The sequence below is a fragment of the Gryllotalpicola daejeonensis genome (assembly GCF_039538145.1).
GTDB lineage: Bacteria > Actinomycetota > Actinomycetes > Actinomycetales > Microbacteriaceae > Gryllotalpicola > Gryllotalpicola daejeonensis.
In genome coordinates, this window is sequence record NZ_BAABBV010000001.1 from 1,041,067 (window position 1) to 1,067,001 (window position 25,935).

A 25,935-nucleotide genomic window follows, 5' to 3' on the forward strand; every position below is an offset into this window, starting at 1 on the left:
GACGCGCGCTCCACAGGCTCCGCATGCTCCTCAACGATCGGACGCCGACGCAATGGCAGGCTTGGGAGCATGGAGATTTCCGGGCCCTGGCGGCGCGCGGCATCCGGCGCCGGGCTGCTCGCCGCAGACGGCAGCATCGCAGCCACGATCTTCGCCGAGATGAGCGCCCTCGCCATCAAGACCGGCGCGATCAACCTGGGCCAGGGGTTCCCCGACGAAGATGGGCCGGCCGAGGTGCTCGAGGCAGCGGCCGAGGCGATCAGAGCCGGCATCAACCAGTACCCGCCGGGAACAGGCATCCCGCAGCTCCGCAACGCGGTGGCCGAGCACCAGCGCCGCTTCTACGGGCTCGACTACAACCCGGACCGCGAGGTCCTCATCACCGCGGGCGCCACTGAGGCCCTCGCCGCGACCGTGCTCGCACTCGTCGAGCCGGGCGACGAGGTCGTCACCTTCGAGCCGTTCTACGACGAGTACGGCGCCCTGATCGGGCTCGCCGGCGGCCGGCACGTACCGGTGACACTCCAAGCACCCGACTTCGCACCCGATCTCGACCAGCTCTCCCGAGCCGTCACCGACAAGACGAAGATCATCATCGTCAACAACCCGCACAATCCGACCGGCGCGACGTTCGACGACGAGACACTGCGCACGATCGTCGAGCTCGCGAACCGCCACGACGCCTACATCGTCACGGACGAGGTCTACGAGCACCTGCGGTTCGAGACGCCGCACACTCCGATCGCGAGCTTCGACGGGGCATCCGATCGCACGATCTCGATCTCGAGCGGCGGGAAGACCTTCTCGACGACGGGCTGGAAGATCGGCTGGATCACGGCCAGACCTGCGCTGATCACCGCGATCCTCGCCGTCAAGCAGTTCCTCACCTACGTGAACGGCGCGCCGTTCCAACCCGCGATGGCCGTCGGGCTCGCGCTGCCCGACAGCTTCTTCACCGGCATCGCCGAGACGTTGAAGGCCAAGCGCGACCTGCTGAGCGCCGGGTTGCGCTCCGCAGGATTCGAGGTGTTCCCGTCGCGCGGCTCCTATTTCCTGGTAGCGGATGTCTCACCCCTCGGCTTCCCCGACGCGGTCGAGTTCTGCCGCCAGCTGCCCGACCGCGCGGGCGTCGTCGCGATTCCGCTCTCGGCGTTCTACACCGAGGCGAACCGCGGTCAGGCGCGGTCGCTCGTGCGGTTCGCGTTCTGCAAGCGGGAAGAGGTTCTCGAGCGGGCGGCGGAGCAGCTTGCCAGGCTCAGCGCGCGGTGATCGCTTCGAGACGCGCGCTCCGCAGGCTCCGCGTGCTCCTCAACGATCGTTGACCGGGACCACTCGGTAGCGACGCAGGTCGAGGGCCGGGTTCACCGACCGCACCTCACGCACCTGCTCGGCCGAGACGGGGGCGATCACGAAGTCCGTCTCGTTCTCGAGCTCGGCCAGCGGAACCCCCATCGGGTCGACGATCATCGACGTGCCGACGCCCACCGGCGGGATGTGATCGGATGCCGCGACGTAGACAGTGTTCTCGATCGCCCGCGCCGTGATCAGCGTGCGCCAGTGGTGCACCTTCAGATTGCCGTGCACCCATTCGCTCGGCACGACGACGAGCTCGGCGCCGGCGTCGACGATGCGGCGCGTGACCTCGGGGAACCGCAGGTCGTAGCAGGTCTGCAGGCCGACCCGCACCCCGCCGACGACGAAGGTCTGCGGCTCGTCCAGCTCGCCGGGGGCGACCCACTCCGACTCGCGCGCACCGAAGGCGTCATAGAGGTGCTGCTTGCGATAGCTGGCGACGACCCCCGCGTCAGGCGAGACGGCGACGACGGTGTTCGTGAACCGGCCCGGGTCCGCGGGCCGCTGCTCGGCCATGCCCGCCACGACGACGACACCCCGGTCGTCTGCCAGCTCGCGCAGCGCCTCGACGAACGGCCCGTCGAGCGGCTCGGCGGCCTCGAGGAACGAGGCGCCGACGGGGTTCACGAAGAACGACGAGTACTCGGGGAAGACCACCAGCTGCGCGCCGCGTGCGGCCGCGGCATCCGTCAATTCTCGGATCGTCTCGATGTTGGCATCCGTGTCCGTGCCGGGCGCGAACTGCGCGACGGCGACAGCGATCTCAGTCACGCCTCGACCTTATTCACTGGTGCGCGCCATAGATATCGTCGACGTCACCGGCGAACGCGATGAGGGGATGCCCCACCAGCCGCGCGAGGTCGTCGGGTGCCTCGACCTCGTCGCGCCAGACGAGGTGCCAGAGGTGCTTGCGCGTGAGCGCGCTGTGCTCGGCGGCGCGGGCGAGGAATCCGGTCCAGGGATCGTCGGCGTGCCCGACGCGCTCCCCCGGCGTTCCGGTCTCGGTCTGTGCGACGAGCTTGTCGCGCGCCTCGCCCACGCGCGCGACCGCTTCGAGCGTCGCGACATAGCCGTCGAAGAGTTCGTCGGAGGTGCGATCGTCGTCGGCGCGGCCGGCGTCCCAATAGTTGTCGATGCCCAGGATGTCGACGAACTCGTCGCCGGGGTAGCCGCGCAGGTAGTCGTCTTCGAGCGCGTCGAGCCGCAGGCGGCTGCGATCGGGTGAGATCGCGTAGAGAAGGTTGTGCAGACCGGCGACGTCGCGCAGGTAGTCGACGGTGAAACGCCAGAGCGCGACGAACTCCTCGGGGCTGTTCTGCGGCTGCTGGTCGGGCTTGGCCCCGATGCCCCACCAGAACCAGTCGCCCGAGTGCTCGTGGAAGGGGCGGAAGATGACGGGGATGGGCCGGCCCGAGGCATCCGTCAGCTGCTCGATGAACATCGCGACGTGCTCGAGCCAGCGCAGGAACTTCTCGTGGCACTCGCCGTTGCGCAGGACGGACGCGATCGACATCGGCGCCGTGTTGTGGCCGTAGCCGCCATTGGTGATCGGATTCACCGAGTGCCAGCTCAGCGTCACGAGTGCGCCCTTCGCGTGGGCTTCGCGCACCCAGCGGATCATGCTCTGGAAGGGCACGCCGTCGAGGTTGTGGCCCGCGAGCGCCTCGATGCCGCCGAGGTCGAAGCCGACGACGCCGGGAAGACGGCGGACGTGCCGTTCGATGCCGCCATAAGCAAGATCGTCCTGATGGCCGAAGAGGGTGCGGATGCCAGTGAGCTCGCGCAGACGCGAGTGGAGCGCCCTTGTCTCGGGCGTTGCGTTGGCGTCGCTCGGTGTCGCCGCTGACATGAGTGTGAGCCTACGGAAAACCGGCCTCGATTTCGCGAGTGGTTCACAAGCTGGTAAAGTGGTCTCTTGTGACGCGGGGTGGAGCAGTTCGGTAGCTCGCTGGGCTCATAACCCAGAGGTCGTAGGTTCAAATCCTGCCCCCGCAACCAATAACCCCCGGTCAGAAGGAATTCTGGCCGGGGGTTTCTCTGTGCCCTCACCGCTCGTCGGGGCGCCCGGGTAGCATCCGAAGCCAGGACGAACACAAAGGGGTGAGATGTCCAAGGTCTACGAAAGCGCCCACGAGGCGCTGGCCGGGCTGCTGCATGACGGCATGACGATCGCCGTCGGCGGGTTCGGGCTGAGCGGGAACCCGACCGATCTGATCGAGGCGGTGCGCGACTCGGGCGTGCGCGACCTGACGATCGTGTCCAACAACATGGGCGTCGACGGCAAAGGGCTCGGCATCCTGCTGGAGAACAAGCAGGTGCGCAAAGTCCTCGCCTCGTACGTGGGCGAGAACAAGCTGTTCGCCCAGCAGTACCTCGACGGCACGCTCGAGGTCGAGTTCGTGCCGCAGGGCACCCTCGCGGAGCGGCTCAGGACCGGCGGTGCAGGCATCCCCGGCTTCTACACCGCGACAGGCGTCGGAACGCCCGTCGCCGACGGAAAGCCCACCGCCGAGTTCGACGGGCGCAGCTACGTGCTCGAACGCGGCATCGTCGCCGACCTCGCACTCGTGCACGCGCACACCGCCGATCGCGAAGGCAATCTCTCCTTCCGGCTCGCCGCGCGCAACTTCAACCCGGTGATCGCAACCGCAGGCAAGGTCACGGTCGTCGACGCCGAGATCGTGCTCGATGACGGATTTCTCGACCCCGACGCCGTCGTCACGCCGGGCGTCTTCGTGCATCGCGTGGTGCGCTCGCTCCCCCGCGAGAAGGACATCGAGCAGCGGACCGTGCGCACCCGTTCGACCGAGAACCGCGAGGTGGCCTGATGCCCTGGACGCGTGACGAGATGGCGGCCATCGCCGCCGAAGAGCTGAACGACGGCGACTACGTCAACCTCGGCATCGGCATTCCGACCCTGGTCGCCAACCACGTGCCGCTCGGCGTCTCGGTGAAGCTGCAGAGCGAGAACGGGCTGCTCGGCGTCGGGCCGTTCCCATTCGAGGGCGATGAGGATGCCGACCTGATCAACGCCGGCAAGCAGACCGTGACGCTGCTGCCCGGGGCATCCGTCTTCGACTCGGCGACGAGCTTCGCGATGATCCGCGGCGGGCACGTGCAGCTGGCGATTCTCGGCGCACTGCAGGTCGCGGCCAACGGGGATCTCGCGAACTGGCAGATCCCGGGGAAGCTCGTGAAGGGCATGGGCGGCGCGATGGACCTGGTCGCCGGCACCCCGCGCGTCATCGTCATCACCGAGCACAACGCCAAGGACGGCTCGCCGAAGATCGTCGAGCGGTGCTCGCTGCCGCTGACCGGCGCGGGCGTGGTGCAGCGCATCATCACCGACCTCGCCGTCTTCGACGTGACGGATGCCGGACTGGTGCTGCGGCGCATCGCCCCGGGCGTCACCGTCGACGAGCTGCGTGAGCGTACGGGAGCGCCCTTCGTGGACGAATCTGCCGCGTGACCAGGTTCCGATCAGCGGAGATGAGTCGATACGCAGAACGATTGCGGCGGAATCTCTGTCGGATCGACTCGTTTCCGCATAGCGGCACGGGAAGAGGCCCACACTCCGACACGGGGTGGGCCCACACTCCGACACAGAGGCCACGAGCGGTTGGGACTGATCAGGTGAGCAGCACCGCCGCGGCGGCGTCGGCGAGGATGCGGCGCACGTCGGTGCCCTTGGCGACCGCCGAGTTGTGCGCCGTCGAGTTGAGCAGCCCGAACACCCCCTGCATCAGCACCCGCAGCTCGGCCTGCGTCGCCTCGGGGCGCAGCGCCCGCAGCACCTCGACCCAGCCGTCGAGATAGCGGCGCTGCAGGGTGCGCACCGCCCGGTTCTGCGCCTCGGGCAGGCTGGCGAGCTCGCGATCCTGCAGGCGGATCACGTCGCGCTCGCTGACCGCGAAGTCGACGTGGAAGTCGATCAGCCCGAGCAGCGTCTCGCGCGGCTCAGCCCGTTCCGCGAGCGTCGCCTCGAGCCCCGCCATCAGCCGCTCACTGACCCCGACGAGGATCTCGCTCAGGATCGCTTCCTTGCCGCGGAAGTGCCGATAGAGCGCCGGGCCGCTGACGCCGACCGCCGCGCCGAGGTCGTCGATCGAGACGGCGTGGAACCCGCGGCTGGCGAACAGCCGGGCCGCCTCGTCGAGGTAGCGCTGGCGCGTCTTCGCCTTCTCGGTCGAGCGCCAGGTCTGGCCGGCCGGCACGTGCGTCATGAGCGTCAGTCTAGGCATCCGTCGACATTTCAGTTAGCGCTCGATAACATGGCTGCGATCCTTGCGGAAGGATGTCGATGGAGACATTGCCGAGTGCCGTGCGCACCGCGAGCCCCGAGTTCGCGGCCAACGCTGAGGCCCAGCGCGCGCTCGTTTCCGAGTTGCGCGAGCGCATGCGTGTGGCGGCGCGGGGCGGGTCGGATGCCGCGCGCGAGCGCCATGTGACGCGCGGGAAGCTGCTTCCCCGCGAGCGCGTGGACCGGCTGCTCGACCGCGGCAGCCCCTTCCTCGAGCTGTCGCCGCTCGCAGCCCACGGCATGTACGACGGCGACTCGCCGGCCGGCGGCATCATCACCGGCATCGGGCTCGTGCACGGCCGGCAGGTGATGGTCGTGGCGAACGACGCGACCGTCAAGGGCGGCACCTACTATCCGATGACGGCGAAGAAGCACCTGCGCGCGCAGGAGATCGCGGGCGAGAACGAGCTGCCCTGCGTCTATCTCGTCGACTCGGGTGGCGCGTTCCTGCCCAGGCAAGACGAGGTCTTCCCCGACCGCGACCACTTCGGCCGCATCTTCTACAACCAGGCGCGGCTGTCGGCTCGGGGCATCGCGCAGATCGCTGCGGTGCTCGGGTCGAGCACGGCGGGCGGGGCGTATGTGCCGGCGATGAGCGACGAGACCGTCATCGTGCGGAACCAGGGCACGATCTTCCTCGGCGGGCCGCCGCTCGTGAAGGCCGCGACCGGTGAGGTCGTGAGCGCTGAGGAGCTCGGCGGCGGCGACACGCACGCGCGCCTCTCGGGCGTCGTCGACCACCTCGCCGACGACGACGATCACGCCCTGCGCATCGTGCGCGACATCGTCGCGCAGCTGCCACCGCCGGCCGAGCGGGCCTGGGCGGTGCAGCCGCCCGCTCCCCCGGCCTACGACCCGGCCGAGCTCTACGGTGTCGTGCCGGCGAGCCCGCAGCAGTCCTACGACGTACGCGAGGTGATCGCCCGCATCGTCGACGGCAGCGAGTTCCACGAGTTCAAGCGCGAGTACGGTGAGACGCTCGTCACCGGCTTCGCACACATTGAGGGGCATCCCGTCGGCATCCTCGGCAACAACGGCGTGCTTTTCGGCGAGTCGGCGCTCAAAGGTGCGCACTTCATCGAGCTGTGCGACCGGCGGCGCATCCCGCTCGTGTTCCTGCAGAACATCACCGGCTTCATGGTGGGGCGCGAGTACGAGGCATCCGGCATCGCCAAGCACGGCGCGAAGATGGTGACGGCCGTCGCGTGTGCGCGGGTGCCGAAGCTGACGGTGGTGATCGGCGGGTCGTTCGGCGCGGGGAACTACTCGATGGCGGGCCGTGCCTACTCGCCGCGGTTCCTGTGGATGTGGCCGAACGCCCGCATCTCTGTCATGGGCGGCCCGCAGGCGGCATCCGTTCTCTCCACCGTGCGCCGCGACCAGCTCGAGGCGCGCGGCGAGCAGTGGTCTGCGGAAGACGAGGACGCGTTCCGCGCGCCCATCATCGCGCAGTACGAAGCGCAGGGCAGCGCGTATTACTCGACTGCCCGCATCTGGGACGACGGCATCATCGACCCCGCCGACACCCGCACCGTGCTCGGCCTCGCACTCGAGGTGTGCGCGCACGCGCCGCTCGGCGAGGTCTCCAACGGAATCTTCCGGATGTGACCATGTTCGATTCGGTGTTGGTCGCGAACCGCGGTGAGATCGCCTGCCGCATCATCCGCACGCTGCGGTCGCTCGGCGTGCGCTCGGTGGCCGTCTACAGCGATGCGGATGCCGATGCGAGGCACGTGCGCGAGGCCGATGCGGCCGTGCGCCTCGGGCCCGCACGGGCGAGCGAGAGCTACCTGTCGGTCGAGAAGATCGTGGCTGCGGCGATCTCGCAGGGGGCGCAGGCGATCCATCCGGGTTACGGATTCCTCGCGGAGAACCCCGACCTCGCGCGGGCGTGCGCAGGGGCGGGGCTCGTGTTCGTGGGCCCGGGTGTCCGCGCGCTCGAGGTGATGGGCGACAAGATCCGTGCGAAGCAGCAGGTGGCGGCCCGCGGCGTGCCGACCGTGCCCGGCATCGCCGAGCCGGGGCTCAGCGATGCGCGGCTGGCGGAAGCCGCGCGCGAGATCGGGTTTCCCCTGCTGATCAAGCCATCGGCCGGCGGCGGGGGCAAGGGCATGCACCTGGTCACGGGCGAGGGCGAGTTGGCGGATGCCTTGGCCGCAGCCCGGCGCGAGGCCGCGTCGTCATTCGGCGACGACACGCTGTTCCTCGAGCGGTTCGTGACCACGCCGCGGCACATCGAGGTGCAGGTGCTCGCGGACGCGCACGGCACGACGGTGCACCTCGGCGAGCGCGAGTGCTCGCTGCAGCGCAGGCACCAGAAGGTCATCGAAGAGGCGCCCTCCGCGCTGCTCGACGCGGCGACGCGCGAGCGGATCGGCGCCGCGGCCGTCGAGACCGCGCGCAGCGTCGGCTACGTGGGGGCCGGCACGGTCGAGTTCATCGTGTCGGCGGATGCCCCCGATGAGTTCTTCTTCATGGAGATGAACACGCGGCTGCAGGTGGAGCACCCGGTGACGGAGCTCGTCGCTGTCGTCAAGAACGGCGGCTTGGACCTCGTCGAGTGGCAGCTGCGCATCGCCGCGGGCGAGGCACTCGACTTTTCGCAGAGCGACGTGCGGCTGCGCGGGCACGCGGTGGAGGCGCGCGTCTACGCCGAGGACCCGCAGCACGGCTTCCTGCCGACCGGCGGTCGGGTGCTCGAACTGGTCGAGCCCGCCGGTGAGGGTGTTCGCGTCGACAGCTCGCTCGTGGCCGGCGGCACGGTGAGCTCGGACTACGACCCGATGCTCGCGAAGGTGATCGCCTGGGCGCCCGATCGGGAGGGCGCGCTGCGGCGGCTGTACGGCGCGCTCGGCGAGGTCGTGACGCTCGGCGTCGACAACAACGTGGAGTTCCTGCGGCTGCTGCTCGCCGACGCCGACGTGCAGGCAGGGCGGCTCGAAACCGGGCTGATCGAGCGGCGGCTCGACGGCATGGCGTTCCAGGCGGCAGACGATCGGGGGCTGACGGCCGCGGCGCTGATTCTGGATGCACTCGAAGCGGGGGCACCGGGTGCAGCCGGCCGGAGCTGGGCGCGGCACGACGGGTGGCGCCCCAGTGGGCAGCCCGCGCCACGGCGCTTCGAACTCGACGCGGGCGGGAGTGCCGCGACCGTGCTGGTGCGCGGCGACGGCACGGTCTCCATCGGCGAGGGCGCGCCGGTGCAGGCATCCCTCGAGCTCGATGGCGCGCACGCGCACGCGCGGATCGACGGCGTGACCAGCCATTTCGTGTACGCGCGCGATGGCGGGCGGCTGCTGCTCGCGCATGAGGGCGCAGCGTGGGCCGTGCGCGAGCGGCAGGCGGGCGCGGCGGCGGATGCGCCGGGGGCGGCCTCCCCCGAGCTGCGCGCTCCCATGCCGGGCGCGGTGACGGTGGTCGCGGCGGCCGACGGCGAGCGGGTCGCGGAAGGCGCGGCGGTCGTGATCGTCGAGGCGATGAAGATGGAGCACGTCGTGCGGGCTCCGCGCGCGGGAACCGTGCGGGTCGACGTGGCGGTCGGCGAGCAGGTCGCGGCCGGGCAAGTGCTGGCGGTCGTCGAGGCCGACGGTGACGCCGGCGAGGAAGGTGGGCGATGAGCGAGGAACACCGGATCGTGCAGCGCGGGCTGTACTTCGAAGAATTCGAGGAAGGCGCCGTCTATGTGCACCGCCCCGGCCGCACGGTCAGCGAGGCCGACAACGTGCTGTTCACGACGCTCACGATGAACTCGCAGTCGCTACACCTCGACGCCGAGTGGTCGGAGGGCACCGAGTTCGGCGAGCGGCTCGTGAACAGCATGTTCACGCTGTCGACGATGGTGGGGCTTTCGGTCGGGCAGCTCACGCAGGGCACGATCGTGGCGAATCTCGGGTTCGGCGAGGTGCGCTTCCCGCACCCCGTGCGCGTCGGCGACACGCTCAACTGCGAGACGCGCGTGCGCTCGAAGCGGCTGTCGAAGAGCCGGCCGGGGCAGGGCATCGTCGAGTTCGAGCACACGGCGCGCAACCAGCACGGCGACGTGGTCGCGGTCGCGGTGCGCTCAACGCTGATGCAGTGCGTTCCGTCGGGCGGTGACGAGCGATGAGCGCGGATGCTGCACTGCTCGGCCCCGCCCTGCTGTTCTGCCCCGGCGACCGGCCCGATCGGTTCGCGAAGGCGGCGGCCGCCGCCGACACGGTCATTCTGGATCTCGAGGACGCAGTCGCGCCCGAGGCGAAGGACGTCGCTCGGGTGGCGGTGAAAGGGGCCTCGCTCGACCCGGCGCGCACGATCGTGCGGGTGAACCCCGCGGCGACCGGGCTGCAGGAAGCGGACCTCGAGGCGGTGCGCGACTCACCCTTCCGGCTGCTGATGCTCGCGAAGGCCGAGTCGGCCGCCGACGTCGACCCACTCGACGGCTTCGACGTGATCGCGCTGTGCGAGACCGCGCGCGGGGTGCGGGCCGCCGACGAGCTCGCGGCCCACCCGGCCGTGGTCGGCCTCAGCTGGGGAGCGGAGGATCTGGTGGCATCCCTCGGCGGCCGCTCGAGTCGCACGCCAGGCGGCCGGTATCGCGACGTCGCACGCGCGGCGCGCTCGCGCGTGCTGCTCGCGGCGGGTGCGGCGGGCAAGGCGGCGTTCGACGCCGTGCACCTCGATCTCGCGGACGAGAGCGGGCTCGCCGACGAGGCGAGGGATGCCGCGGAATCGGGTTTCGCCGGGTCGATGTGCATCCACCCGCGGCAGGTCGAGGTCATCCGACGTGCGTTCGAACCGACCGCCGAGGCTCTCGCGTGGGGGCGTGCGGTGCTCGAGGCGGCTGCGGGGGCCGCGGCCGGCGTGTTCGCGTTCGAGGGACGAATGATCGACGAGCCGCTGCTGCGGCAGGCGCGGCGCATTGTGGCGGCGGCACAAGCCACGCCGGCGCCGGGAACGGAGAACTGATGGTCGAGACCCAGCAGGCAGACACACTGCAGTACGAACTGCCAGAGGACTACCGCATGCTGCGCGACACCGTGCGCGAGTTCACGCGCGAGGTCGTCGGCCCGGTGGCGGCACGGCACGACGAGGAGCACAGCTTCCCGTACGAGGTGGTCGCGCAGATGGCCGAGCTCGGGCTGTTCGGCCTGCCGTTCCCCGAGGAGTACGGCGGCCAGGGCGGCGACTACTTCGGGCTGTGCCTCGCGATCGAAGAGCTCGCGCACGTCGACCAGAGCGTCGCGATCACGCTCGAGGCCGGAGTCTCGCTCGGTGCCATGCCGGTGTACCGCTTCGGCACCGAGGCGCAGCGGAACGAGTGGCTGCCACAGCTCGCGTCTGGCCGAGCGCTCGGCGCGTTCGGGCTCACAGAACCGGGCGCTGGCAGCGACGCGGGCGGCACCCGCACGACCGCCCGCGACGACGGCGACGAGTGGGTGATCAACGGCAGCAAGCAGTTCATCACCAACTCGGGCACCGACATCACGCGGCTCATCACGGTCACCGCGGTGACGGGGAACGCCGACGCCAGATCCGGCCAGCCAGGCAAGGAGATCTCGACGATCCTGGTGCCGGCAGGCACTCCGGGCCTCACCGTTGCGCCGCCGTACAGCAAGGTGGGCTGGAACGCCTCGGACACCCACGGCCTGAGCTTCGACGAGGTGCGCGTGCCGAAGGCCAACCTGCTCGGTGAGCGCGGCCGCGGCTATGCGAACTTCCTGCGCATCCTCGACGAGGGCCGCATCGCCATCGCGGCGCTGTCCGTCGGGGCCGCCCAGGGATGCGTCGACGAGAGCATCGCCTATGCGAAGCAGCGCACGGCGTTCGGCAGCGCGATCGGCTCGTATCAGGCGATCTCGTTCAAGATCGCGCGCATGCAGGCCCGGGCCCACACGGCACGCCAGGCTTACTACCACGCGGCGGCCCTCATGCTCGCGGGCAAGCCATTCAAGACCGAGGCGTCGATCGCGAAGCTCGTCGCCAGCGAGGCCGCGATGGACAACGCGCGCGACGCCACCCAGATCTTCGGCGGCAACGGATTCATGAACGAGTACACCGTCGCGAGGCACTATCGCGACTCGAAGATCCTCGAGATCGGCGAGGGCACCTCAGAAGTGCAGCTGATGCTGATCGCGCGGTCGCTGGGACTGTAGCGGCGACGGTCAGGCCAGACTGGCGTCATGAGGTGGTCGGAGTTGCTCTCGGCTCAGCCGGCGCTCGGCGCGATTGCTCACGAGCAGCTGATCGCGCCGGGGGTGTTGCTCGTCGGCACAGTGCGGCGCGCCGGCATCGCCCGGATCAGCGCCGTCGAGCCGTTGATCTTGGACGGCGACCTCTGGCTGTCGATGATGTCATCGTCGACGAAAGCGCGTGACCTGGCACGTGATCGTCGCATCGTTCTGAACAGCATCGTCACGGCTCGGGACACCGCGGTCGAGATCAAGATCGTCGGCGAAGCGGTCCCCGAGTCTGATAGGTCAATGCAGGAACGTTACGCCGCCGCCGCCGCGGACCAGCTGGGCTGGCGACCGGTCGCTGGAAGATTCAGATTGTTCCGCGTCTCGATCGACGACGTGACGTACATCGGTGCCGATGGTGAAACACACGGGCAGCACATCGCCCGCTGGCCTGCGAACGAGGAATACGTTCGCCCGTGGACGACGCCCACATCGCTCGGGCCGCCAGTTCCTGTGCGACGGATTCTTACTAGCTGAGGCGCCGCGCTTCGCGATCGCTCTCCGTCAGACACCGATTTGGTCGCGGACCGCGAACTCGCGCGCGAATTGCGACCCAGGTGCCAAATCGGTGTCCTACGGAGAGTGAGGCGAGGGGGTTCCCTACCGCCGCGGCACGCGCAGGATCAGAGCGTCGCCCTGGCCACCGCCGCCGCACAGGCCGACCGCGCCGATGCCGCCGCCGCGGCGCTCGAGCTCCTTGGCCAGGTGCAGGGCGATGCGCGCGCCGGACATGCCGATCGGATGCCCGAGCGCGATCGCTCCGCCGTTGACGTTCACCCGGTCGAGGCTCACGCCGAGCTCGCGCGACGAGGCGAGGCCGACCGCGGCGAACGCCTCGTTGACCTCGATCAGGTCGAGGTCGTCGACCGAGATCCCCTCGCGCTCGCACGCCCGCCGGATGGCGTTCGCGGGCTGGTGCTGCAGCGAAGTGTCCGGCCCGGCGACCATGCCGTGGGCACCGACCTCTGCGAGCCACGTGAGGCCTGAGGCATCCGCTCGCTCTCTGCTCATCACCACGAGCGCGGCCGCACCGTCGCTGATCTGCGACGAATTTCCTGCCGTCACCGTGCCCTCCGGGCTGAACGCGGGCTTCAGCTTGCCGAGGGTCTCGGCGGTGCTGTCTGCCCGCACGCCCTCGTCGCGCGAGACGACGACCGGGTCGCCGCGGCGCACCGGCACAGACACGGGGACGATCTCGTCGTCGAACCGGCCGGCCTCGGCGGCCGCGGCCGCGCGCCGATGCGACTCGGCCGAGAAGGCATCCTGATCCTCGCGCGAGACGGGCACGCGCAGATTGTGGTTGTCGGTGAGCAGGCCCATCGCGATGCCCTCGAAGGCGTCCTCGAGCCCGTCGAGCGCCATGTGGTCGGCCATCGTCACCGGCCCGAACTTGTAGCCGGTGCGAGAGCCGCGCAGCAGGTGCGGAGCCTGCGACATCGACTCCTGCCCGCCGGCGACGACGACCTCGAGGTCGCCGGTGCGGATGAACTGGTCGGCCAGGATGATCGACTGCAGGCCGGAGAGGCACACCTTGCTCACGGTGGTCGACGGGACGTTCATGGGGATGCCTGCGCCGACGGCCGCCTGGCGGGCGGGAAGCTGGCCGCCGCCCGCGGTCAGCACCTGGCCCATGATCACGTACTCGACGGCGTCGGGGGCGACGCCCGCGCGCTCGAGGGCGGCGCGAATCGCGACCGCCCCGAGGTCGGAGGCCGACAGCGACGAGAGGCCGCCGAGCAGCCGGCCGATCGGGGTGCGTGCGCCGTCGACGATGACAGAGCTGTTCTTCATGTCACTCACTACGGCTGCATCCTCAGTGCTGCGTCCATGCGGATCGTCTCTCCATTCAAGTAGTCGTGCTGCGCGAGCATCACGACGAGCTGGGCGTATTCCCGCGGCTGCGCCAGGCGCTTCGGGAAGGGCACCCCGGCCGCGAGCGAGTCGCGCACCTGGTCGCCGAGCCCGGCGAGCATCGGCGTGTCGACGATGCCGGGGGCGATCGTGCAGACGCGGATGCCGTTGCGCGACAGGTCACGGGCCGCGGTGATCGTGAGGCCCACGACTCCGCCCTTCGAGGCCGAATAGGCGGCCTGACCGATCTGGCCCTCGTAGGCCGCGACCGAGGCCGTGTTGACGATCAGCCCGCGCTGGCCGACCTCGTCGACGGGCTCGGTCTCGGCGATCCGCGCGGCGGCGAGGCGCAGCACGTTGAACGTGCCGACCAGGTTCACCTCGATCGTGCGGCGGAACAGGTCGAGCGGGTGCGGGCCGCTCGAGGACAGCACGCGCTTGGCCGGCGCGATGCCCGCGCAGTTGACGACGAGCCGCAGCGGCGGGGCGTCGTCGAGCCGGGCGAGCGCGCTCGTCACGTCGTCTTCGCTGGTGACGTCGGCGCCGACGTACTCGGCCCCCGGCACGCCGCCCGAGCCCATCTTCTCGATGCCCGCGTCGAGGTCGAGCCCGAGCACATGGACTCCGCGGCTCGTCAGCTCGGCGACCGTCGCCGCACCGAGGCCGGATGCCGCGCCCGTGACGACCGCGGATACACCGTTCAGTTCCATTCGAGCTCCTTTGCTCCGTCGTTGAATGCAGTCGTTGACGCTCAGTCGTTGCCGAAGTCGGGCTTGCGCTTCTCGAGGAACGCCGCCATGCCCTCTTTCTGGTCGCCCAGGGCGAACATGCTGTAGAACGCGCGCTTCTCGAAGCGCAGCCCTTCGGCGAGCACGGTCTCGAAGGCGACATCCACCGCCTCCTTCGCGGCATACACCGACGGCAGCGACTTGCTCGCGATCACGGCAGCGGTCTTCAGCGCCTCGTCGAGCAGCGCGGCGGCGGGCACGACCCGCGAGACGAGCCCTGCGCGCTCGGCTTCCTCCGCGCCCATCATGCGGCCGGTCAGGATCAGGTCCATCGCCTTCGCCTTGCCGATCGCCCGCGTGAGCCGCTGGGTTCCGCCCATGCCGGGGATGACGCCGAGGTTGATCTCGGGCTGGCCGAACTTCGCGGTGTCTGCGGCGATGATGAGGTCGCACATCATCGCGAGTTCGCAGCCACCGCCAAGGGCATATCCGCTGACCGCCGCGATGCGCGGGGTGCGCAGCCGGGCGAGCGCCGCCCAGCCGCCGACGAAATCGCCCAGGTGCGCCTCGCGGAAGCTGATGCCGGCCATCTCGGCGATGTCGGCGCCGGCGGCGAACGCCCGCTCTGAGCCGGTGATGACGATGGCGCCGATGCTTTCGTCGCGATCGAACTCCTCGGCAGCGGCCACCAGCTCGCGCGCCACCGTGGTGTTCAGCGCGTTCAGCGCCTCGGGCCGATTGAGGGTGATGACGCCGACGCGCTCCTCACGCCTGACCAGGATCGTCTCGTAGTCGCTCTCAACACTGTCGCTCATGCAGTCGCCTTCGTCTCGCTTCGCGCACGGATGTCTTCGATGATCGCCGAGAAATCCGACTCGGCACCGCCCTCTGTAGAGAACCGACGAAAGATCTCCGCGGCGAGGCGCCCGAGTTCCGCATGCGCGCCAGTGTCGCCGATCGCGTCCTCGGCGAGACCGAGGTCCTTGGCCATAAGCGCTGCGGCGAACCCCGGTCGGTAGCCGTGGTTCGCGGGGCTGCTGGGCACCGGGCCGGGCACGGGGCAGTTGGTCGTCAGCGACCAGCACTGACCGGACGCGTTGGATGCCACGTCGTACAGCGCCTGGTCGGTGAGGCCCAGCCGCTCCCCCAGCACGAACGCCTCGCTGACGCCGATCATCGAGATGCCGAGCATGAGGTTGTTGCAGATCTTCGCCGCCTGGCCGAGCCCCGGTCCGCCGCAGTGCACGATGCGCGCGCCCATCGCCCCGAACACCGGCTCGGCCGCGGCGAAGTCCTCGGCGGAGCCGCCGACCATGAAGGCGAGCGTGCCGGCCTCGGCGCCCACGACGCCACCGGAGACCGGCGCGTCGAGCGCGTGGAATCCGGCCCGCGCTGCGAGCTCGTGCGCGACGCGCGCGTCGGCCACCGAGATGGTCGACGAATCGATGAACAGCGCGCCCGGGCGGGCGCTTTCGAGCAGTCCGGATGCGCCGTCGCCACCCTCGTACGCGGCGATGACCTGCCGCCCCTGCTGCAGCATGGTGATCACGACGTCCGCCGATCGGGCCGCCGCGGCACCGGATTCGGCGATCTCGACCCCCGCGGCGAGCGCGGCCTCGTTCGCGGCCGGGGCGAGGTCGAATCCGACGACCCGGTGACCGGCCTTCACGAGATTGGCGGCCATCGGGGCGCCCATGTGGCCAAGGCCGATGAATGCGATCTCCATTGATCCCTCTTCTCCGTCGCGACACTCGAGCTCAGCCCGCGAAGTAGGTGGCGACAGACGACGGGTCGACCTCGGCGAGCGTTGCCGGTTGCCAGTGCGGCTGTCGATCCTTGTCGATGACCTGGGCGCGGATGCCTTCGCGGAAGTCGTGCGAGGTGAGGGCGTGCACCGACACCCTGAGCTCCTGTTCCAGCGCCGCCGCGAGGTCTGGCAGCTGGGCCGCGCGCCGCAGCGCCTCGAGCGTCACCGAGACCGCCGTCGGCGACTTCGCCTCGATGAGGTCGGCGGTGGCGGCCGCCTCGCTGCGACCGTCGGCGCGTAAGCGGCCCACGACCTCGGCGACCGTGGGGGCCGAGAATGCCGGGTCGATCCACTCGCGGGCGGCCCCGAGGGTGCCGGGCGGGGGCGTCTCGGCATGGCGGGTGACCGCGGCATCGGCATCCCCCGTCTCGAGATCTTCGATCAGTGCGGAAAGCCGCTCGCTCGGCACATAGTGGTCGGCGAAGCCCGCCAGGATCGCGTCCGCGGCGCCTATCGTGCTCGCGGTGAGGCCAAGGTAAGTGCCGAGCTCGCCCGGCGCGTGCGCGAGCAGCCACGTGCCACCGACGTCGGGGATGTAGCCGATCGAGGTCTCGGGCATGCCGACCTTCGAGCGCTCGGTCACGACGCGAATGGCGGCGTGCGCGGACAGCCCGACGCCGCCGCCGAGCGTCACGCCGTCCATCACGGCGACGAACGGCTTCGGGTAGTTCGCGATGTAGAGGTTGAGGCGGTACTCGTCGCGCCAGAACGCCTCGGAGGCGCTGCCGTCACCGTCGACCATGTCGTAGTAGAGCCCCACGATGTCGCCGCCGGCGCACAAGCCACGGTCGCCGCGACCCGTGAGCACCACGGTCTGCACCGTGTCGTCGTCGGCCCATTGCTCAAGCGCGGCATGGATCGCGCTCACCATGCCGTGCGTGAGTGCGTTGATCGCACGCGGCCGGTTGAGAGCGATCTCAGCGAGATGGCCGCGGCGCGCGAACTCGACGTCGCGCTCGGCCTGAGCTGCCGCTTCCGCGCTCACCGGCGCTCCCCCACGATCGCGCGCCCGACGATGAGCCGCATGATCTCGTTCGTGCCCTCGAGGATCTGATGCACGCGCAGGTCGCGCACGATCTTCTCGAGCCCGAAGTCGTTCAGATAGCCGTAGCCGCCGTGCAGCTGCAGCGCCTGGTTTGCGACCTCGAAGCCGGCATCCGTCGCGAAGCGCTTCGCCATCGCGCAGAGCTCCACGGCATCGGAGTCACCCGCTTCCAGCGCGCTTGCGGCGCGATGCAGCAGCCCGCGGGCCGCCACGAGCTCGGTCTTCAGGTCGGCCAGTTTGAACACGAGCGCCTGCTGCGCAGCGAGCGGGGCACCGAACGCGCGGCGCTCGTTCACATAGGCGGCGGCCTTTTCGAACGCCCACTGCGCGCCCCCGAGCGAGCACGCGCCGATATTGACTCGGCCGCCGTTGAGACCGGCCATCGCGATCGCGAAGCCCTGGCCCTCGGCGCCGAGCACGTTCGCGCGCGGCACGCGCACCCCGTCGAACATCACGCGCCGGGTCGGCTGCGCGCGCCAGCCCATCTTCTTCTCGTTCGCGCCGAAGCTCAGACCGTCGGCGGCGGCCGGCACCACGATCGCGCTGATGCCCTTCGGCCCCGGCCCGCCGGTGCGCGCCATCACGACGTAGACGTCAGAGCTGCCCGCTCCAGAGATGAACTGCTTCTCACCCGTGATGACGAACTCGTCGCCGACGATCTCCGCGCGGGTGCGCAGCGCTGCGGCATCCGACCCCGCCTCGGCCTCGGTGAGGCAGTAGCTCGCGCGCTGCTCGAAACTGCACAAGCCGGGAAGCCAGCGGGCGCGCAGCTCGTCGCTCCCGAAGCGGTCGATCATCCACGCGACCATGTTCTGAATCGACATGTACGCGGCGATGCACGGGTCGGCCTTCGCGAGCTCCTCGAAGATCAGCGCCGCGTCGAGGCGGGTCAGCGCCGAGCCGTACTCATCGCGCACGTAGATGCCGCCGAGGCCGAGGTCGCCGCTGCGACGCAGTGCGTCGACCGGGAAGAACCCGGTTCGGTCCCATTCGAGTGCGTTCGGGGCGAGTTCGGCTTGCGCAAAGTCGCGCACGGCCGCCACGATCGCGCGCTGCTCATCGTTGAGAGTGTCCATCGGCACTCTCATAGTGCCAGCAGCGGCTCTTCGATGCAGGCGGCAACCCTCGTGAGGAACCCGGACGCGACGTCGCCGTCGCACACCCGGTGGTCGAAGACGAGCGTCAGCGTCATCACCTTCCGCACCGCCAGCTCGCCGTCGACGACCCACGGCCGGTCGACCAGCCGGCCGACGCCGAGGATCGCCACCTCGGGCGGGTTGATGATCGGGGCGCCGCCGTCGATACCGAAGCCGCCGTAGTTGTCGAGGGTGAAGGTGCTGCCGGTGAGCTGCGCGGGCGGGAAGTCGCCCTTCTTCGCGTGCTCGGTGAGCTCGGCGACGCGGTCGCGCAACTCGGCGGTCGACAGCTCGTGGGCGCCGTGGACCACTGGCACGAGCAGCCCGCGCGGCGTCTGCGCAGCGATGCCGAGGTTGATCGCGGAGTGCTGCACGATCACGTGCGCGTCCTCGTCGACCGATGAATTGAGCGCCGGGAACTTCTTGAGCGCCGCGACCGTGAAGCGCGCCAGCACCGCCGTGAGGCTGTAGTGGTCGCCCGTCGCCACCTCGAGGCGCTTCTTGGCCTCGATCAACGGCGTCGCATCGACGTCGAGCCAGATCGTCGCCTCTGGAATCGTCTGCCGCGAGCGCGTGAGCCGAGTGCCGATGATCTCGCGGATGCCCGTGATCGGGATGCGCACGTCGGGGTCGCCCTGCGATTGCGCGGATGCTGAGGCGGGCGCGGATGCCTGCTGCTGCGGCTTCATGGCCGCGATCGCCGCCTCGACGTCGCTCTTGACGACGAGCCCGTCGGGGCCCGAACCGACGAGGTGGGCGGCGTCGAACCCCGCCTCCTGTGCGATGCGGCGCACGATCGGCGAGACCACGCGGGAGCGACGGGTGGGGTCGATCAGTGTCGACGCGGCGGCCGCGCCGGGGGCAACCGCGGCTGGAGCCGAGGCCGTGGCTCGGCCGCGACCGAAGCGGGCGCCGCGGGTGCGCTGGCGTACGGGGGCGGGCTCCGAGACTCCGTAGCCGACGAGCACCGCGCCCGAGGAAGCCGGGGCTTCGGCATCCTCGATCACTTCGTGCTCAGCCATGCGCAGCAGCGGCTGGCCCGCGTGCACGACGTCGCCGACGTGCGCGCACAGCTCGCCCACCGTGCCCGCGAACGGACACGGCAGCTCGACGATCGACTTCGCCGATTCGACCTCGACGACGGGCTGGTCGATCGCCACTGTCTCGCCGGGCTGCACCAGCCAGTTGGTCACCTCGGCCTCGGTGAGGCCCTCACCCAGGTCGGGAAGGAGGAACTGCTCAGGCATCCGCGTTCACCACACCCACGTGTCGAGGGCCGCGAGCACGCGCTCGGCGCTCGGCAGGTTGTACTGCTCGAGCTTGGCCGCGGGGAAGGGGATGTCGAAGCCGGTGATGCGCAGGATCGGTGCCTCGAGCGAGAAGAACTCGCGTTCGGTCACGCGTGCCGCGACCTCGGCTCCGAAGCTCCCGAACCCCGCCGCCTCGTGGATCACCGCCGCGCGGCCGGTCTTGCGCACCGAGGCGCACACGGTTTCGTCGTCGAACGGCGAGAGACTGCGCAGGTCGACGACCTCCACCGACAGATCTTCCGCGGCGCCGGCCTCTGCCGCTTCGAGAGCCACCTTGACGCCCGAGCCGTACGCAATCAGCGTCACGTCCTCACCCGTGCGCACCACGCGCGCTTTCGTCATCGGCAGCGTGTGCACGGGCAGCTCGACGCTCTCGCTCGCCCAGTAGCGGCTCTTCGGCTCGAGGAAGATGACGGGGTCGTCTGAGGCGATCGCCTCGCGCAGCATCGAGTACGCGTCGCTCGGGTTCGACGGGGTGACGACGGTGAGCCCCGGGGTCGCCGTCCAGTACGCCTCTGACGAGTCGGAGTGGTGCTCGACCCCGCCGATGCCGCCGGCGTAGGGAATGCGCACGACGACAGGAAGTCGCATGCGCCCCTTGGTGCGCGAACCCATCTTCGCGAGGTGCGAGGCGATCTGCTGGAACGCCGGGTACGCGAAGGCGTCGAACTGCATCTCGACGACCGGGCGCATGCCGTATTCGGCCATGCCGATCGCGGTGCCGACGATGCCGGACTCGGCGGCCGGGCAATCCCACACCCTGCCGTCGCCGAACTCGGCGGCCAGGCCGTCGGTGACGCGGAAGACGCCGCCCAGCGCGCCGATGTCCTCGCCGAACACGACCACGTCCGGGTCTTCGGTGAGCGCATCGCGCAGTGCGGCGTTGAGCGCGGCGGCCATGGTGAGGGCCTTCGTGCCCGCCGGCTGCTGCGGCGGCCGCTCGGTGACCGTGCCCGGGGTGGGGCTCGGAACGAGGTTCTCTTCGAGCATCGTCATCGCTGTCCTCCTGCTTCGGCGAGCTCGCGCTCGAGCGCGGCCCGCTGCTCGATGAGCGCCGGGCGCTCGGCGGCATAGACGTGGTCGAACAGCTCGAGCGGGTCGAGCTGCGGTTCGGCGTTCATGAGGTCGCGCGTGCTCGACGCGAGCTCCTCCGCCTCGCCGGCGACGTGCTGCGCGAACTCGTCGTCGAGCACACCCGCGCCGCGCAGATAGGTCTCGAGCCGCGCGATCGGATCGCGCGCTCGCCACGCCTCGACCTCGTCCGACGAGCGGTAGCGCGTCGGATCGTCGGAGTTGGTGTGCGCCTCGATGCGATACGTGACGCCCTCGATCAGCGACGGCCCGCCGCCTGCGCGAGCGCGCTCGACGGCGTGCGCGACCACGGCGTACACGGCGGCCGGGTCGTTCCCGTCGACGAGATGGCCCGGCATGTCGTAGCCGACCGCGCGATCCGCGAACGAGCGCGCGTGCGTCTGCCGCGACAGCGGCACGCTGATCGCGTACTGGTTGTTCTGCAGCACGAACACCGTCGGCGCCTGCCAGGTGCTCGCAAAGTTGAAGGCCTCGTGCGCATCGCCCGCGCTGCTCGCGCCGTCGCCGAGGAAGGTGAGCGCGACCACCGGGTCGCCCTTGAGGCGTGCCGCGTGCGCGAGGCCGACGGCGTGCAGCAGGTGGCTCGCGAGCGGCACGGAGAGCGGCGCGACGCGGTACTGCTTCGGGTCGAAGTCGGAATGCCAGTCGCCACGGAAGAAGGCGAGCACCCCCTGCGGGGGAACGCCGCGGGCAAGCATCCCGATCGCATCGCGGTGAGAGGGGAAGAACCAGTCCTGGGGCTGGAGCGCCGCGATGGGCGCGATCTCGCACGCCTCTTGCCCGAGCCCCGGCGCGTACGTGGCGAGGCGCCCCTGGCGCGTGAGCTTCGTGACCTGGATGTCGAATCGGCGCGCGAGCGTCATCTGGCGATAGATGCCGAGCAGGACCTCAGCGCTCGGCATCTCGAACCCGGCCGCAGCCTCATCGCCCGCGCGTGCGCCGTGCTCGTCGATGAGCTGAATCGGCCCCATTGCCGTTGTCATGACCACATCTTGCGCCCACCAGGGGACGCCGAGCGGCAGGCTGCGACAGAGCGGTGCACTCGGCCCACGGTGGGGCGGCAGGCCGCCGATCTGCTCAGTCGACTGCGGTCAGATGAGCATTCTGTCCTGCGGCGGCGAGCCCCGGCGGCGTGCCCTCGCGGGAGTCGAGAACGACGTACGAGCGCGTCGACGCGATGCCCGGAACCTGCCGGATCTCTTGAAGGATGACCTCGCTGAGCACATCGTGATCGGGCGCGTTCACGGTCACGAACAGGTCGATGTCGCCCGAGACCGCAAGCACGGATTCCACGTGCGGCAACGCCTGCAGCGCCGCCATCACCTCGGCCACGGACGCGCCCGCGGCGAGCTTCGCGGTGATCACCGCCATCACGTGCAGGCCGATCGCCTTGCGGTCGACACGGGCGCGGAAGCCCTCGATCGCGCCCGATTCGATGAGATGAAGGATGCGTGTGTGCGTCGCGTTCCGGGAGAGGTGGATGCGTTCGGCGAGAGCCCGCACACTGAGCCGCGCGTCTGCGCTCAGCTCGGCGATGATGCGCCGGTCGACTCTGTCCAGTGCCACGCAGTCAGGCTAGAGCACGGGACGGAGCCGGCCGGCGCAGAATCTCACGCGCGCGGCAGCGGTGCCCGACGAGGCGCCCCGTGGGCCGCCAGCTCGAGGTCCTTCTGCAGCGTGAAGTACGCCTGCTTCGGCTGCTGGTTGACGTCGTAGAGGCAGGCGTAGCCCTCGCCCTTGAACGTGCCGGGCACCCACGAGTTGACGTCGGTCCAGCCCCAGACGGTGAACGAGATCACCGCCGGCACCGAGATCGCCGCCTGCAGCATCGCCGAGTACTCGAACGGCTGCGCGAACAGGGCGAGGTTGTCGGTCGGCACCTGGGTCTCGGGTGCGTCGACGAAGGTGCGCACGTCGGCCTCGGTGATGGCGACCTTGAAGCCGGCCTTGGCATATCGCTCGAGGTCCTGCTGGAACCGCTGCGGGTCGAAGCCGTACTGCGTGTCGAGGTGGGCCTGCGACCCGATGCCGTGGATCGGCACGCCGGCATCCCGCTGCTTCGTCGCCCAGGCGTAGACCGCGTCGCTCTTCGCGTTCGTGCCGTCCTCGCCGGTGATGTTGTAGTCGTTGTAGAAGAGCAGCGCATGCGGGTCGGCCTCGTGCGCCCACTTGAACGCCTGCGGGATGACGGATTCGCCGAGCTGCTGGACCCACCAGTCATTCGGGTTGATGCCCGAGGGGTTCGCGTCGGTGAAGAACTCGTTGGCGACATCCCACTGCCAGATCTTGCCCTTGAAGCGACCGACCTCGGTGAAGATGTGCTTCTCGAGCAGCGACCACAGCTTCGACTTCGTGATCGAACCGTCTGCGACGCCGGCGGTCAGCCACGAGGGCAGCTGATTGTGCCAGAGCAGGGTGTGGCCGCGCACGAGCTGGTGGTTCGCCTTCGCGAAGGCGAGCAGCTGGTCGGCATCCGTCCAGTCATACGTGCCCTGCGTCGGCTCGACGGTCTGCCACTTCATCGCGTTCGCGCCCGTGACGACCGAGAACTGGCCGCCGGAGATCGTCGCGAAGTCGGTGATGTCCTGCGGGGTGAGCGCGCTGCCGATGGCGAGATCGATCGCCGCGCCGAGTGCGCGCAGCGACTGCGAGTCGCCGCTCGCGACCGGCTTGTGGCCGCGCGCCGTGTCGGCGAGGGCCGGAGCCGCGCCTGCGACACCGCCGGCCACCATCGCTGCCGCTCCTGCTGCTCCCAGTGCGAGAACGCTGCGTCGTTCCATTCGAACCGACCTCCAAGTACGCCGTTGTCTTGGTGCTCATGCGACGTTGCATGAGACACATTGCGTGGCCAGATTAGGTGTCCCCATTACGGGGGTCAAGCAACATATTCGAGGCACAGGCGCCGCACAGGGGCGCGGGATGCCTCACCCGGCGCTCGACGCGCGGATGACGAGCTCGGGCTGATACTCGACGGCCTGCGGCTTCGCGGTCGGGTCCTCCGCCTCGGCGAGCATCAGCCTCACCGCCGTCTCACCGATGAGCGCCGCCGGCTGCCGCACCGAGCTGAGCGGCACTACCGACGCGCTCGCGAAGTCGATGTCGTCGTAGCCGATGAGTGCGATATCCCCCGGAACAGAGACCTCGCCAGAGGCTGCGAACGCCTGCAGCAGCCCGATCGCGAGCAGGTCGTTCGCGGCGAACACGGCGTCCGGGCGCTTCCCGCGCGGGCGGTCGATGAGGCGGCGTGCGGCCGCGACGCCCTCGTGGACGGTGAGGGCACTCACCTCAATGGACTCGAGAGTGGCATCCGCCCGCTCTGCCACAGCCGCGCGCGCACCTGCGAGACGATCACTGACCTGCCTGATCGCGAGCGAGCCGCCGACGAATGCAATGCGCCGCCGCCCGGTCTCGATCAGGTGGCGCACGGCCATCGCTCCCCCTGCGACGTCGTCGACCGACACCGAGCTGAAGCTCGTGTCCTGCGAGTAGCGGTCGACGAGGACTGAGCGGATGCCGCGCTCGCGCAGCCGTCGCAGGCGCGGCCCGACGTCGCCGACCGGCGAGATCAGCAGGCCGCGCAGGCGCTGCTGCTCGAACAGGTCGAGGTAGGCCGCCTCACGCTCGCTCGCCTCGTCGCTGTTGCCGATGATGACCGAGAGCCCGGCACGGGCCGCCTCGTCCTCGGCGCCGCGCGAGAGCTCGGTGAAGAACGGGTTGCGCGCGTCGAGGATCACGAGGCCGAGCGCCCGGCTCGACCCGGCGCGCAGCTGGCGGGCGGCGTCGTTGCGCACGAAGCCGAGCTTGTCGATGGCGTCGTGCACGCGCACTGCGGTCTCGGCGGATACCTTCGTCGGGTGATTCAGCACATTGGAGACGGTGCCGATGGATACGCCGGCGAGTCTCGCGACGTCCTTGACGTTGACCGATGCCATGGCGTGCCCCCTCGTGTCCCTCAGCGTAGCGCGCAGCTTTTGAATCGAATCAACCCTGCCGCGGCGCCCGCGGCGTCGCTCGCGCGCGCCACACGGACACGGCTCACGCGCGTGGCACGATGGGGCGCGTGAGCTTTGTTCGCTTGACGGATGTCGCGGCGCGCGCGGGCGTGTCGCCGGGCACCGTTTCGAACTTCTTCCACAACCCTTCGCGGGTGGCAGAGCTCACCGCTGAGCGGATCCGAGCCGCGATCGACGACCTGGGCTATGTGCCCAATGATGCCGCCCGGGCTCTTCGTCGCCGTGAGACGAAGCTGATCGGGCACCTCGCCTTCGAGGTGGCGAACCCGTACTCGGCCGAGTTCGTGCGCGCGTTCGATCGGGAAGCGCGCGCCCTCGGATACACCGTTCTCAACGTCAGCAGTGAAGGCGACCATGAGTTGCAGCGCACGCTCATCGAGACGTTCGTGCGTCAGCGCGTCGACGGTGTGCTACTGACACCCACCGGCGGTGTAGGCGAGACGGTGGACGTGCTCAAGGGACATGGTGTACCCGTCGTACTGACAGACAACCTCGACGGCGCAGCCCCCGCAGTGGCTTACGACGACCGACTCACTGGCCGACTCGCGGCCGAGCACTTGGTGAATCTCGGCCGTCGGAAGATCGCGTTCGTCGGAAACCGTGACGGAGTCGAGATCATTGCCCGCCGTCTTCAGGGAGTAAGAGACGTGCTCGCCGGCGTGCCAGACTCGAGCCTCGAGGTCGTCGATCTTGAGACGCGCAGCGTCGCGAGTGGCCGCGTGGCGGCACAGCGGCTGGCCGCTCTGACCCCAGATCGCATACCCGACGGAATCGTCGCCGTCAACGACCCCGTCGGCATTGGCCTGCTCAACGTTCTCTCCCATCGCGTCCGCGTGCCGGAAGACGTCGCAATCGTCGGGATCGACGACATCGAGTTCGCTGCAGAAGCGGTGGTCCCCCTGACTTCCGTGGCGCGGCCCATAGATGACTTCGCAGCCCAGTCGCTCAGGCTGCTGCACTCGCAGATCCACGGCGACGCGACCGGCGGCGAGCGCTCGCTCGTGGTGCTCGAGCCGCGACTGATCGTGCGCGAGAGCACGGTTCCCGGCACCGCGACTTAAATCGTTACAAATCCTTCTTGACAG

25 protein-coding genes and 1 tRNA gene are annotated in these 25,935 nt (G+C 69.8%); 11 read left to right on the forward strand and 15 right to left on the reverse strand.

All coding sequences use genetic code 11. From position 1 onward, the window contains the following. The first annotated feature begins 69 nt into the window (after nucleotides 1–69). On the forward strand, nucleotides 70–1,269 hold the full coding sequence (locus ABD736_RS05200) for a pyridoxal phosphate-dependent aminotransferase (RefSeq protein ID WP_344790680.1): 1,200 nt from the start codon (nucleotides 70–72) through the stop codon (nucleotides 1,267–1,269). Nucleotides 1,270–1,308: 39 nt separating this feature from the next. Here ABD736_RS05200 and ABD736_RS05205 read toward each other — a convergent pair whose 3' ends face one another. Together ABD736_RS05205 and ABD736_RS05210 are read right to left on the reverse strand one after the other, a co-directional pair. Then, complete coding sequence (locus ABD736_RS05205) at nucleotides 1,309–2,124, reverse strand: carbon-nitrogen hydrolase family protein (RefSeq protein ID WP_344790681.1); 816 nt, start codon at nucleotides 2,122–2,124, stop codon at nucleotides 1,309–1,311. 13 nt (nucleotides 2,125–2,137) lie between these two features. Next, a complete protein-coding gene (locus ABD736_RS05210; protein ID WP_344790682.1) occupies nucleotides 2,138–3,202 on the reverse strand; it encodes a glycoside hydrolase family 26 protein in 1,065 nt (354 codons plus the stop codon). Between the two features lie 72 nt (nucleotides 3,203–3,274). On the opposite strand from ABD736_RS05210, the gene ABD736_RS05215 reads away from it, so the two are divergent. The 3 genes from ABD736_RS05215 (at nucleotide 3,275) to ABD736_RS05225 (ending at nucleotide 4,822) form a co-directional block, all read left to right on the forward strand. Next, nucleotides 3,275–3,351: transfer RNA gene (locus tag ABD736_RS05215), tRNA-Met, on the forward strand. Between the two features lie 107 nt (nucleotides 3,352–3,458). Next, nucleotides 3,459–4,181 carry a CoA transferase subunit A gene (locus ABD736_RS05220; RefSeq protein ID WP_344790683.1) on the forward strand — a complete coding sequence of 241 codons (723 nt, stop codon included), beginning with the start codon at nucleotides 3,459–3,461 and terminating at the stop codon, nucleotides 4,179–4,181. Further along, the gene (locus ABD736_RS05225; RefSeq protein ID WP_344790684.1) at nucleotides 4,181–4,822 is read left to right on the forward strand and encodes a CoA transferase subunit B; all 642 of its coding nucleotides are present in this window, start codon (nucleotides 4,181–4,183) and stop codon (nucleotides 4,820–4,822) included. The genes ABD736_RS05220 and ABD736_RS05225 overlap by 1 nt, the downstream gene beginning before the upstream one ends. A 160-nt stretch (nucleotides 4,823–4,982) precedes the next feature. On the opposite strand, the gene ABD736_RS05230 is transcribed toward ABD736_RS05225, so the two are convergent. Then, nucleotides 4,983–5,576, reverse strand: coding sequence for a TetR/AcrR family transcriptional regulator (locus ABD736_RS05230; protein WP_344790685.1), 594 nt, complete (start codon nucleotides 5,574–5,576; stop codon nucleotides 4,983–4,985). Between the two features lie 77 nt (nucleotides 5,577–5,653). On the opposite strand from ABD736_RS05230, the gene ABD736_RS05235 reads away from it, so the two are divergent. Genes ABD736_RS05235 through ABD736_RS05260 form a run of 6 tightly spaced genes read left to right on the forward strand, consistent with a single transcriptional unit; the run spans nucleotide 5,654 to nucleotide 12,345 of the window. After that, nucleotides 5,654–7,261 (forward strand): carboxyl transferase domain-containing protein, encoded by a 1,608-nt coding sequence (locus ABD736_RS05235; RefSeq protein WP_344790686.1) that lies wholly within the window; start codon nucleotides 5,654–5,656, stop codon nucleotides 7,259–7,261. 2 nt (nucleotides 7,262–7,263) lie between these two features. Beyond that, nucleotides 7,264–9,270 carry an ATP-binding protein gene (locus ABD736_RS05240; RefSeq protein ID WP_344792208.1) on the forward strand — a complete coding sequence of 669 codons (2,007 nt, stop codon included), beginning with the start codon at nucleotides 7,264–7,266 and terminating at the stop codon, nucleotides 9,268–9,270. Next, on the forward strand, nucleotides 9,267–9,758 hold the full coding sequence (locus tag ABD736_RS05245; RefSeq protein ID WP_344790687.1) for a MaoC family dehydratase: 492 nt from the start codon (nucleotides 9,267–9,269) through the stop codon (nucleotides 9,756–9,758). The genes ABD736_RS05240 and ABD736_RS05245 overlap by 4 nt, the downstream gene beginning before the upstream one ends. After that, on the forward strand, nucleotides 9,755–10,597 hold the full coding sequence (locus tag ABD736_RS05250; protein ID WP_344790688.1) for an HpcH/HpaI aldolase/citrate lyase family protein: 843 nt from the start codon (nucleotides 9,755–9,757) through the stop codon (nucleotides 10,595–10,597). The genes ABD736_RS05245 and ABD736_RS05250 overlap by 4 nt, the downstream gene beginning before the upstream one ends. Then, the gene (locus tag ABD736_RS05255; protein ID WP_344790689.1) at nucleotides 10,597–11,784 is read left to right on the forward strand and encodes an acyl-CoA dehydrogenase family protein; all 1,188 of its coding nucleotides are present in this window, start codon (nucleotides 10,597–10,599) and stop codon (nucleotides 11,782–11,784) included. The genes ABD736_RS05250 and ABD736_RS05255 overlap by 1 nt, the downstream gene beginning before the upstream one ends. Before the next feature lie 27 nt (nucleotides 11,785–11,811). Then, complete coding sequence (locus ABD736_RS05260; protein ID WP_344790690.1) at nucleotides 11,812–12,345, forward strand: pyridoxamine 5'-phosphate oxidase family protein; 534 nt, start codon at nucleotides 11,812–11,814, stop codon at nucleotides 12,343–12,345. A gap of 123 nt (nucleotides 12,346–12,468) precedes the next feature. Here ABD736_RS05260 and ABD736_RS05265 read toward each other — a convergent pair whose 3' ends face one another. From ABD736_RS05265 to ABD736_RS05320, 12 genes are all read right to left on the reverse strand, one after another. Further along, on the reverse strand, nucleotides 12,469–13,659 hold the full coding sequence (locus tag ABD736_RS05265; protein WP_344792209.1) for an acetyl-CoA C-acetyltransferase: 1,191 nt from the start codon (nucleotides 13,657–13,659) through the stop codon (nucleotides 12,469–12,471). A gap of 8 nt (nucleotides 13,660–13,667) precedes the next feature. After that, a complete protein-coding gene (locus tag ABD736_RS05270; protein WP_344790691.1) occupies nucleotides 13,668–14,429 on the reverse strand; it encodes an SDR family NAD(P)-dependent oxidoreductase in 762 nt (253 codons plus the stop codon). 41 nt (nucleotides 14,430–14,470) lie between these two features. Continuing rightward, a complete protein-coding gene (locus ABD736_RS05275) occupies nucleotides 14,471–15,262 on the reverse strand; it encodes an enoyl-CoA hydratase (RefSeq protein WP_344790692.1) in 792 nt (263 codons plus the stop codon). Continuing rightward, nucleotides 15,259–16,173, reverse strand: coding sequence for a 3-hydroxyisobutyrate dehydrogenase (gene mmsB / locus ABD736_RS05280; protein ID WP_344790693.1), 915 nt, complete (start codon nucleotides 16,171–16,173; stop codon nucleotides 15,259–15,261). The genes ABD736_RS05275 and mmsB overlap by 4 nt, the downstream gene beginning before the upstream one ends. A 31-nt stretch (nucleotides 16,174–16,204) precedes the next feature. Further along, entirely contained in the window at nucleotides 16,205–17,239 is a 1,035-nt protein-coding gene (locus ABD736_RS05285) for an enoyl-CoA hydratase/isomerase family protein (RefSeq protein WP_344790694.1), read from the reverse strand. After that, a complete protein-coding gene (locus tag ABD736_RS05290; protein WP_344790695.1) occupies nucleotides 17,236–18,375 on the reverse strand; it encodes an acyl-CoA dehydrogenase family protein in 1,140 nt (379 codons plus the stop codon). The genes ABD736_RS05285 and ABD736_RS05290 overlap by 4 nt, the downstream gene beginning before the upstream one ends. 8 nt (nucleotides 18,376–18,383) lie before the next feature. After that, nucleotides 18,384–19,682 carry a dihydrolipoamide acetyltransferase family protein gene (locus tag ABD736_RS05295; RefSeq protein WP_344790696.1) on the reverse strand — a complete coding sequence of 433 codons (1,299 nt, stop codon included), beginning with the start codon at nucleotides 19,680–19,682 and terminating at the stop codon, nucleotides 18,384–18,386. Nucleotides 19,683–19,688: 6 nt separating this feature from the next. Further along, complete coding sequence (locus ABD736_RS05300) at nucleotides 19,689–20,741, reverse strand: alpha-ketoacid dehydrogenase subunit beta (RefSeq protein WP_425554989.1); 1,053 nt, start codon at nucleotides 20,739–20,741, stop codon at nucleotides 19,689–19,691. After that, entirely contained in the window at nucleotides 20,738–21,820 is a 1,083-nt protein-coding gene (locus ABD736_RS05305) for a thiamine pyrophosphate-dependent enzyme (RefSeq protein WP_344790697.1), read from the reverse strand. The genes ABD736_RS05300 and ABD736_RS05305 overlap by 4 nt, the downstream gene beginning before the upstream one ends. A 94-nt stretch (nucleotides 21,821–21,914) precedes the next feature. Next, entirely contained in the window at nucleotides 21,915–22,403 is a 489-nt protein-coding gene (locus tag ABD736_RS05310) for an Lrp/AsnC family transcriptional regulator (protein WP_344790698.1), read from the reverse strand. 44 nt (nucleotides 22,404–22,447) lie between these two features. Then, entirely contained in the window at nucleotides 22,448–23,617 is a 1,170-nt protein-coding gene (locus ABD736_RS05315) for an endo-1,4-beta-xylanase (RefSeq protein ID WP_344790699.1), read from the reverse strand. Between the two features lie 144 nt (nucleotides 23,618–23,761). Next, nucleotides 23,762–24,769 carry a LacI family DNA-binding transcriptional regulator gene (locus ABD736_RS05320; protein ID WP_344790700.1) on the reverse strand — a complete coding sequence of 336 codons (1,008 nt, stop codon included), beginning with the start codon at nucleotides 24,767–24,769 and terminating at the stop codon, nucleotides 23,762–23,764. A gap of 128 nt (nucleotides 24,770–24,897) precedes the next feature. On the opposite strand from ABD736_RS05320, the gene ABD736_RS05325 reads away from it, so the two are divergent. Continuing rightward, the gene (locus ABD736_RS05325; RefSeq protein WP_344790701.1) at nucleotides 24,898–25,911 is read left to right on the forward strand and encodes a LacI family DNA-binding transcriptional regulator; all 1,014 of its coding nucleotides are present in this window, start codon (nucleotides 24,898–24,900) and stop codon (nucleotides 25,909–25,911) included. Nucleotides 25,912–25,935: the final 24 nt, after the last annotated feature.

Coding starts and splice junctions, on each gene's coding strand:
- ABD736_RS05200 (WP_344790680.1), top strand. CDS start 70: ATGGAGATTTCCGGGCCCTGGCGGCGCGCGGCATCCGGCGCCGGGCTG.
- ABD736_RS05210 (WP_344790682.1), bottom strand. CDS start 3,202: ATGTCAGCGGCGACACCGAGCGACGCCAACGCAACGCCCGAGACAAGG.
- ABD736_RS05220 (WP_344790683.1), top strand. CDS start 3,459: ATGTCCAAGGTCTACGAAAGCGCCCACGAGGCGCTGGCCGGGCTGCTG.
- ABD736_RS05225 (WP_344790684.1), top strand. CDS start 4,181: ATGCCCTGGACGCGTGACGAGATGGCGGCCATCGCCGCCGAAGAGCTG.
- ABD736_RS05230 (WP_344790685.1), bottom strand. CDS start 5,576: ATGACGCACGTGCCGGCCGGCCAGACCTGGCGCTCGACCGAGAAGGCG.
- ABD736_RS05235 (WP_344790686.1), top strand. CDS start 5,654: ATGGAGACATTGCCGAGTGCCGTGCGCACCGCGAGCCCCGAGTTCGCG.
- ABD736_RS05240 (WP_344792208.1), top strand. CDS start 7,264: ATGTTCGATTCGGTGTTGGTCGCGAACCGCGGTGAGATCGCCTGCCGC.
- ABD736_RS05245 (WP_344790687.1), top strand. CDS start 9,267: ATGAGCGAGGAACACCGGATCGTGCAGCGCGGGCTGTACTTCGAAGAA.
- ABD736_RS05250 (WP_344790688.1), top strand. CDS start 9,755: ATGAGCGCGGATGCTGCACTGCTCGGCCCCGCCCTGCTGTTCTGCCCC.
- ABD736_RS05255 (WP_344790689.1), top strand. CDS start 10,597: ATGGTCGAGACCCAGCAGGCAGACACACTGCAGTACGAACTGCCAGAG.
- ABD736_RS05260 (WP_344790690.1), top strand. CDS start 11,812: ATGAGGTGGTCGGAGTTGCTCTCGGCTCAGCCGGCGCTCGGCGCGATT.
- ABD736_RS05265 (WP_344792209.1), bottom strand. CDS start 13,659: ATGAAGAACAGCTCTGTCATCGTCGACGGCGCACGCACCCCGATCGGC.
- ABD736_RS05270 (WP_344790691.1), bottom strand. CDS start 14,429: ATGGAACTGAACGGTGTATCCGCGGTCGTCACGGGCGCGGCATCCGGC.
- ABD736_RS05275 (WP_344790692.1), bottom strand. CDS start 15,262: ATGAGCGACAGTGTTGAGAGCGACTACGAGACGATCCTGGTCAGGCGT.
- mmsB (WP_344790693.1), bottom strand. CDS start 16,173: ATGGAGATCGCATTCATCGGCCTTGGCCACATGGGCGCCCCGATGGCC.
- ABD736_RS05290 (WP_344790695.1), bottom strand. CDS start 18,375: ATGGACACTCTCAACGATGAGCAGCGCGCGATCGTGGCGGCCGTGCGC.
- ABD736_RS05295 (WP_344790696.1), bottom strand. CDS start 19,682: ATGCCTGAGCAGTTCCTCCTTCCCGACCTGGGTGAGGGCCTCACCGAG.
- ABD736_RS05300 (WP_425554989.1), bottom strand. CDS start 20,741: ATGACGATGCTCGAAGAGAACCTCGTTCCGAGCCCCACCCCGGGCACG.
- ABD736_RS05305 (WP_344790697.1), bottom strand. CDS start 21,820: ATGACAACGGCAATGGGGCCGATTCAGCTCATCGACGAGCACGGCGCA.
- ABD736_RS05315 (WP_344790699.1), bottom strand. CDS start 23,617: ATGGAACGACGCAGCGTTCTCGCACTGGGAGCAGCAGGAGCGGCAGCG.
- ABD736_RS05320 (WP_344790700.1), bottom strand. CDS start 24,769: ATGGCATCGGTCAACGTCAAGGACGTCGCGAGACTCGCCGGCGTATCC.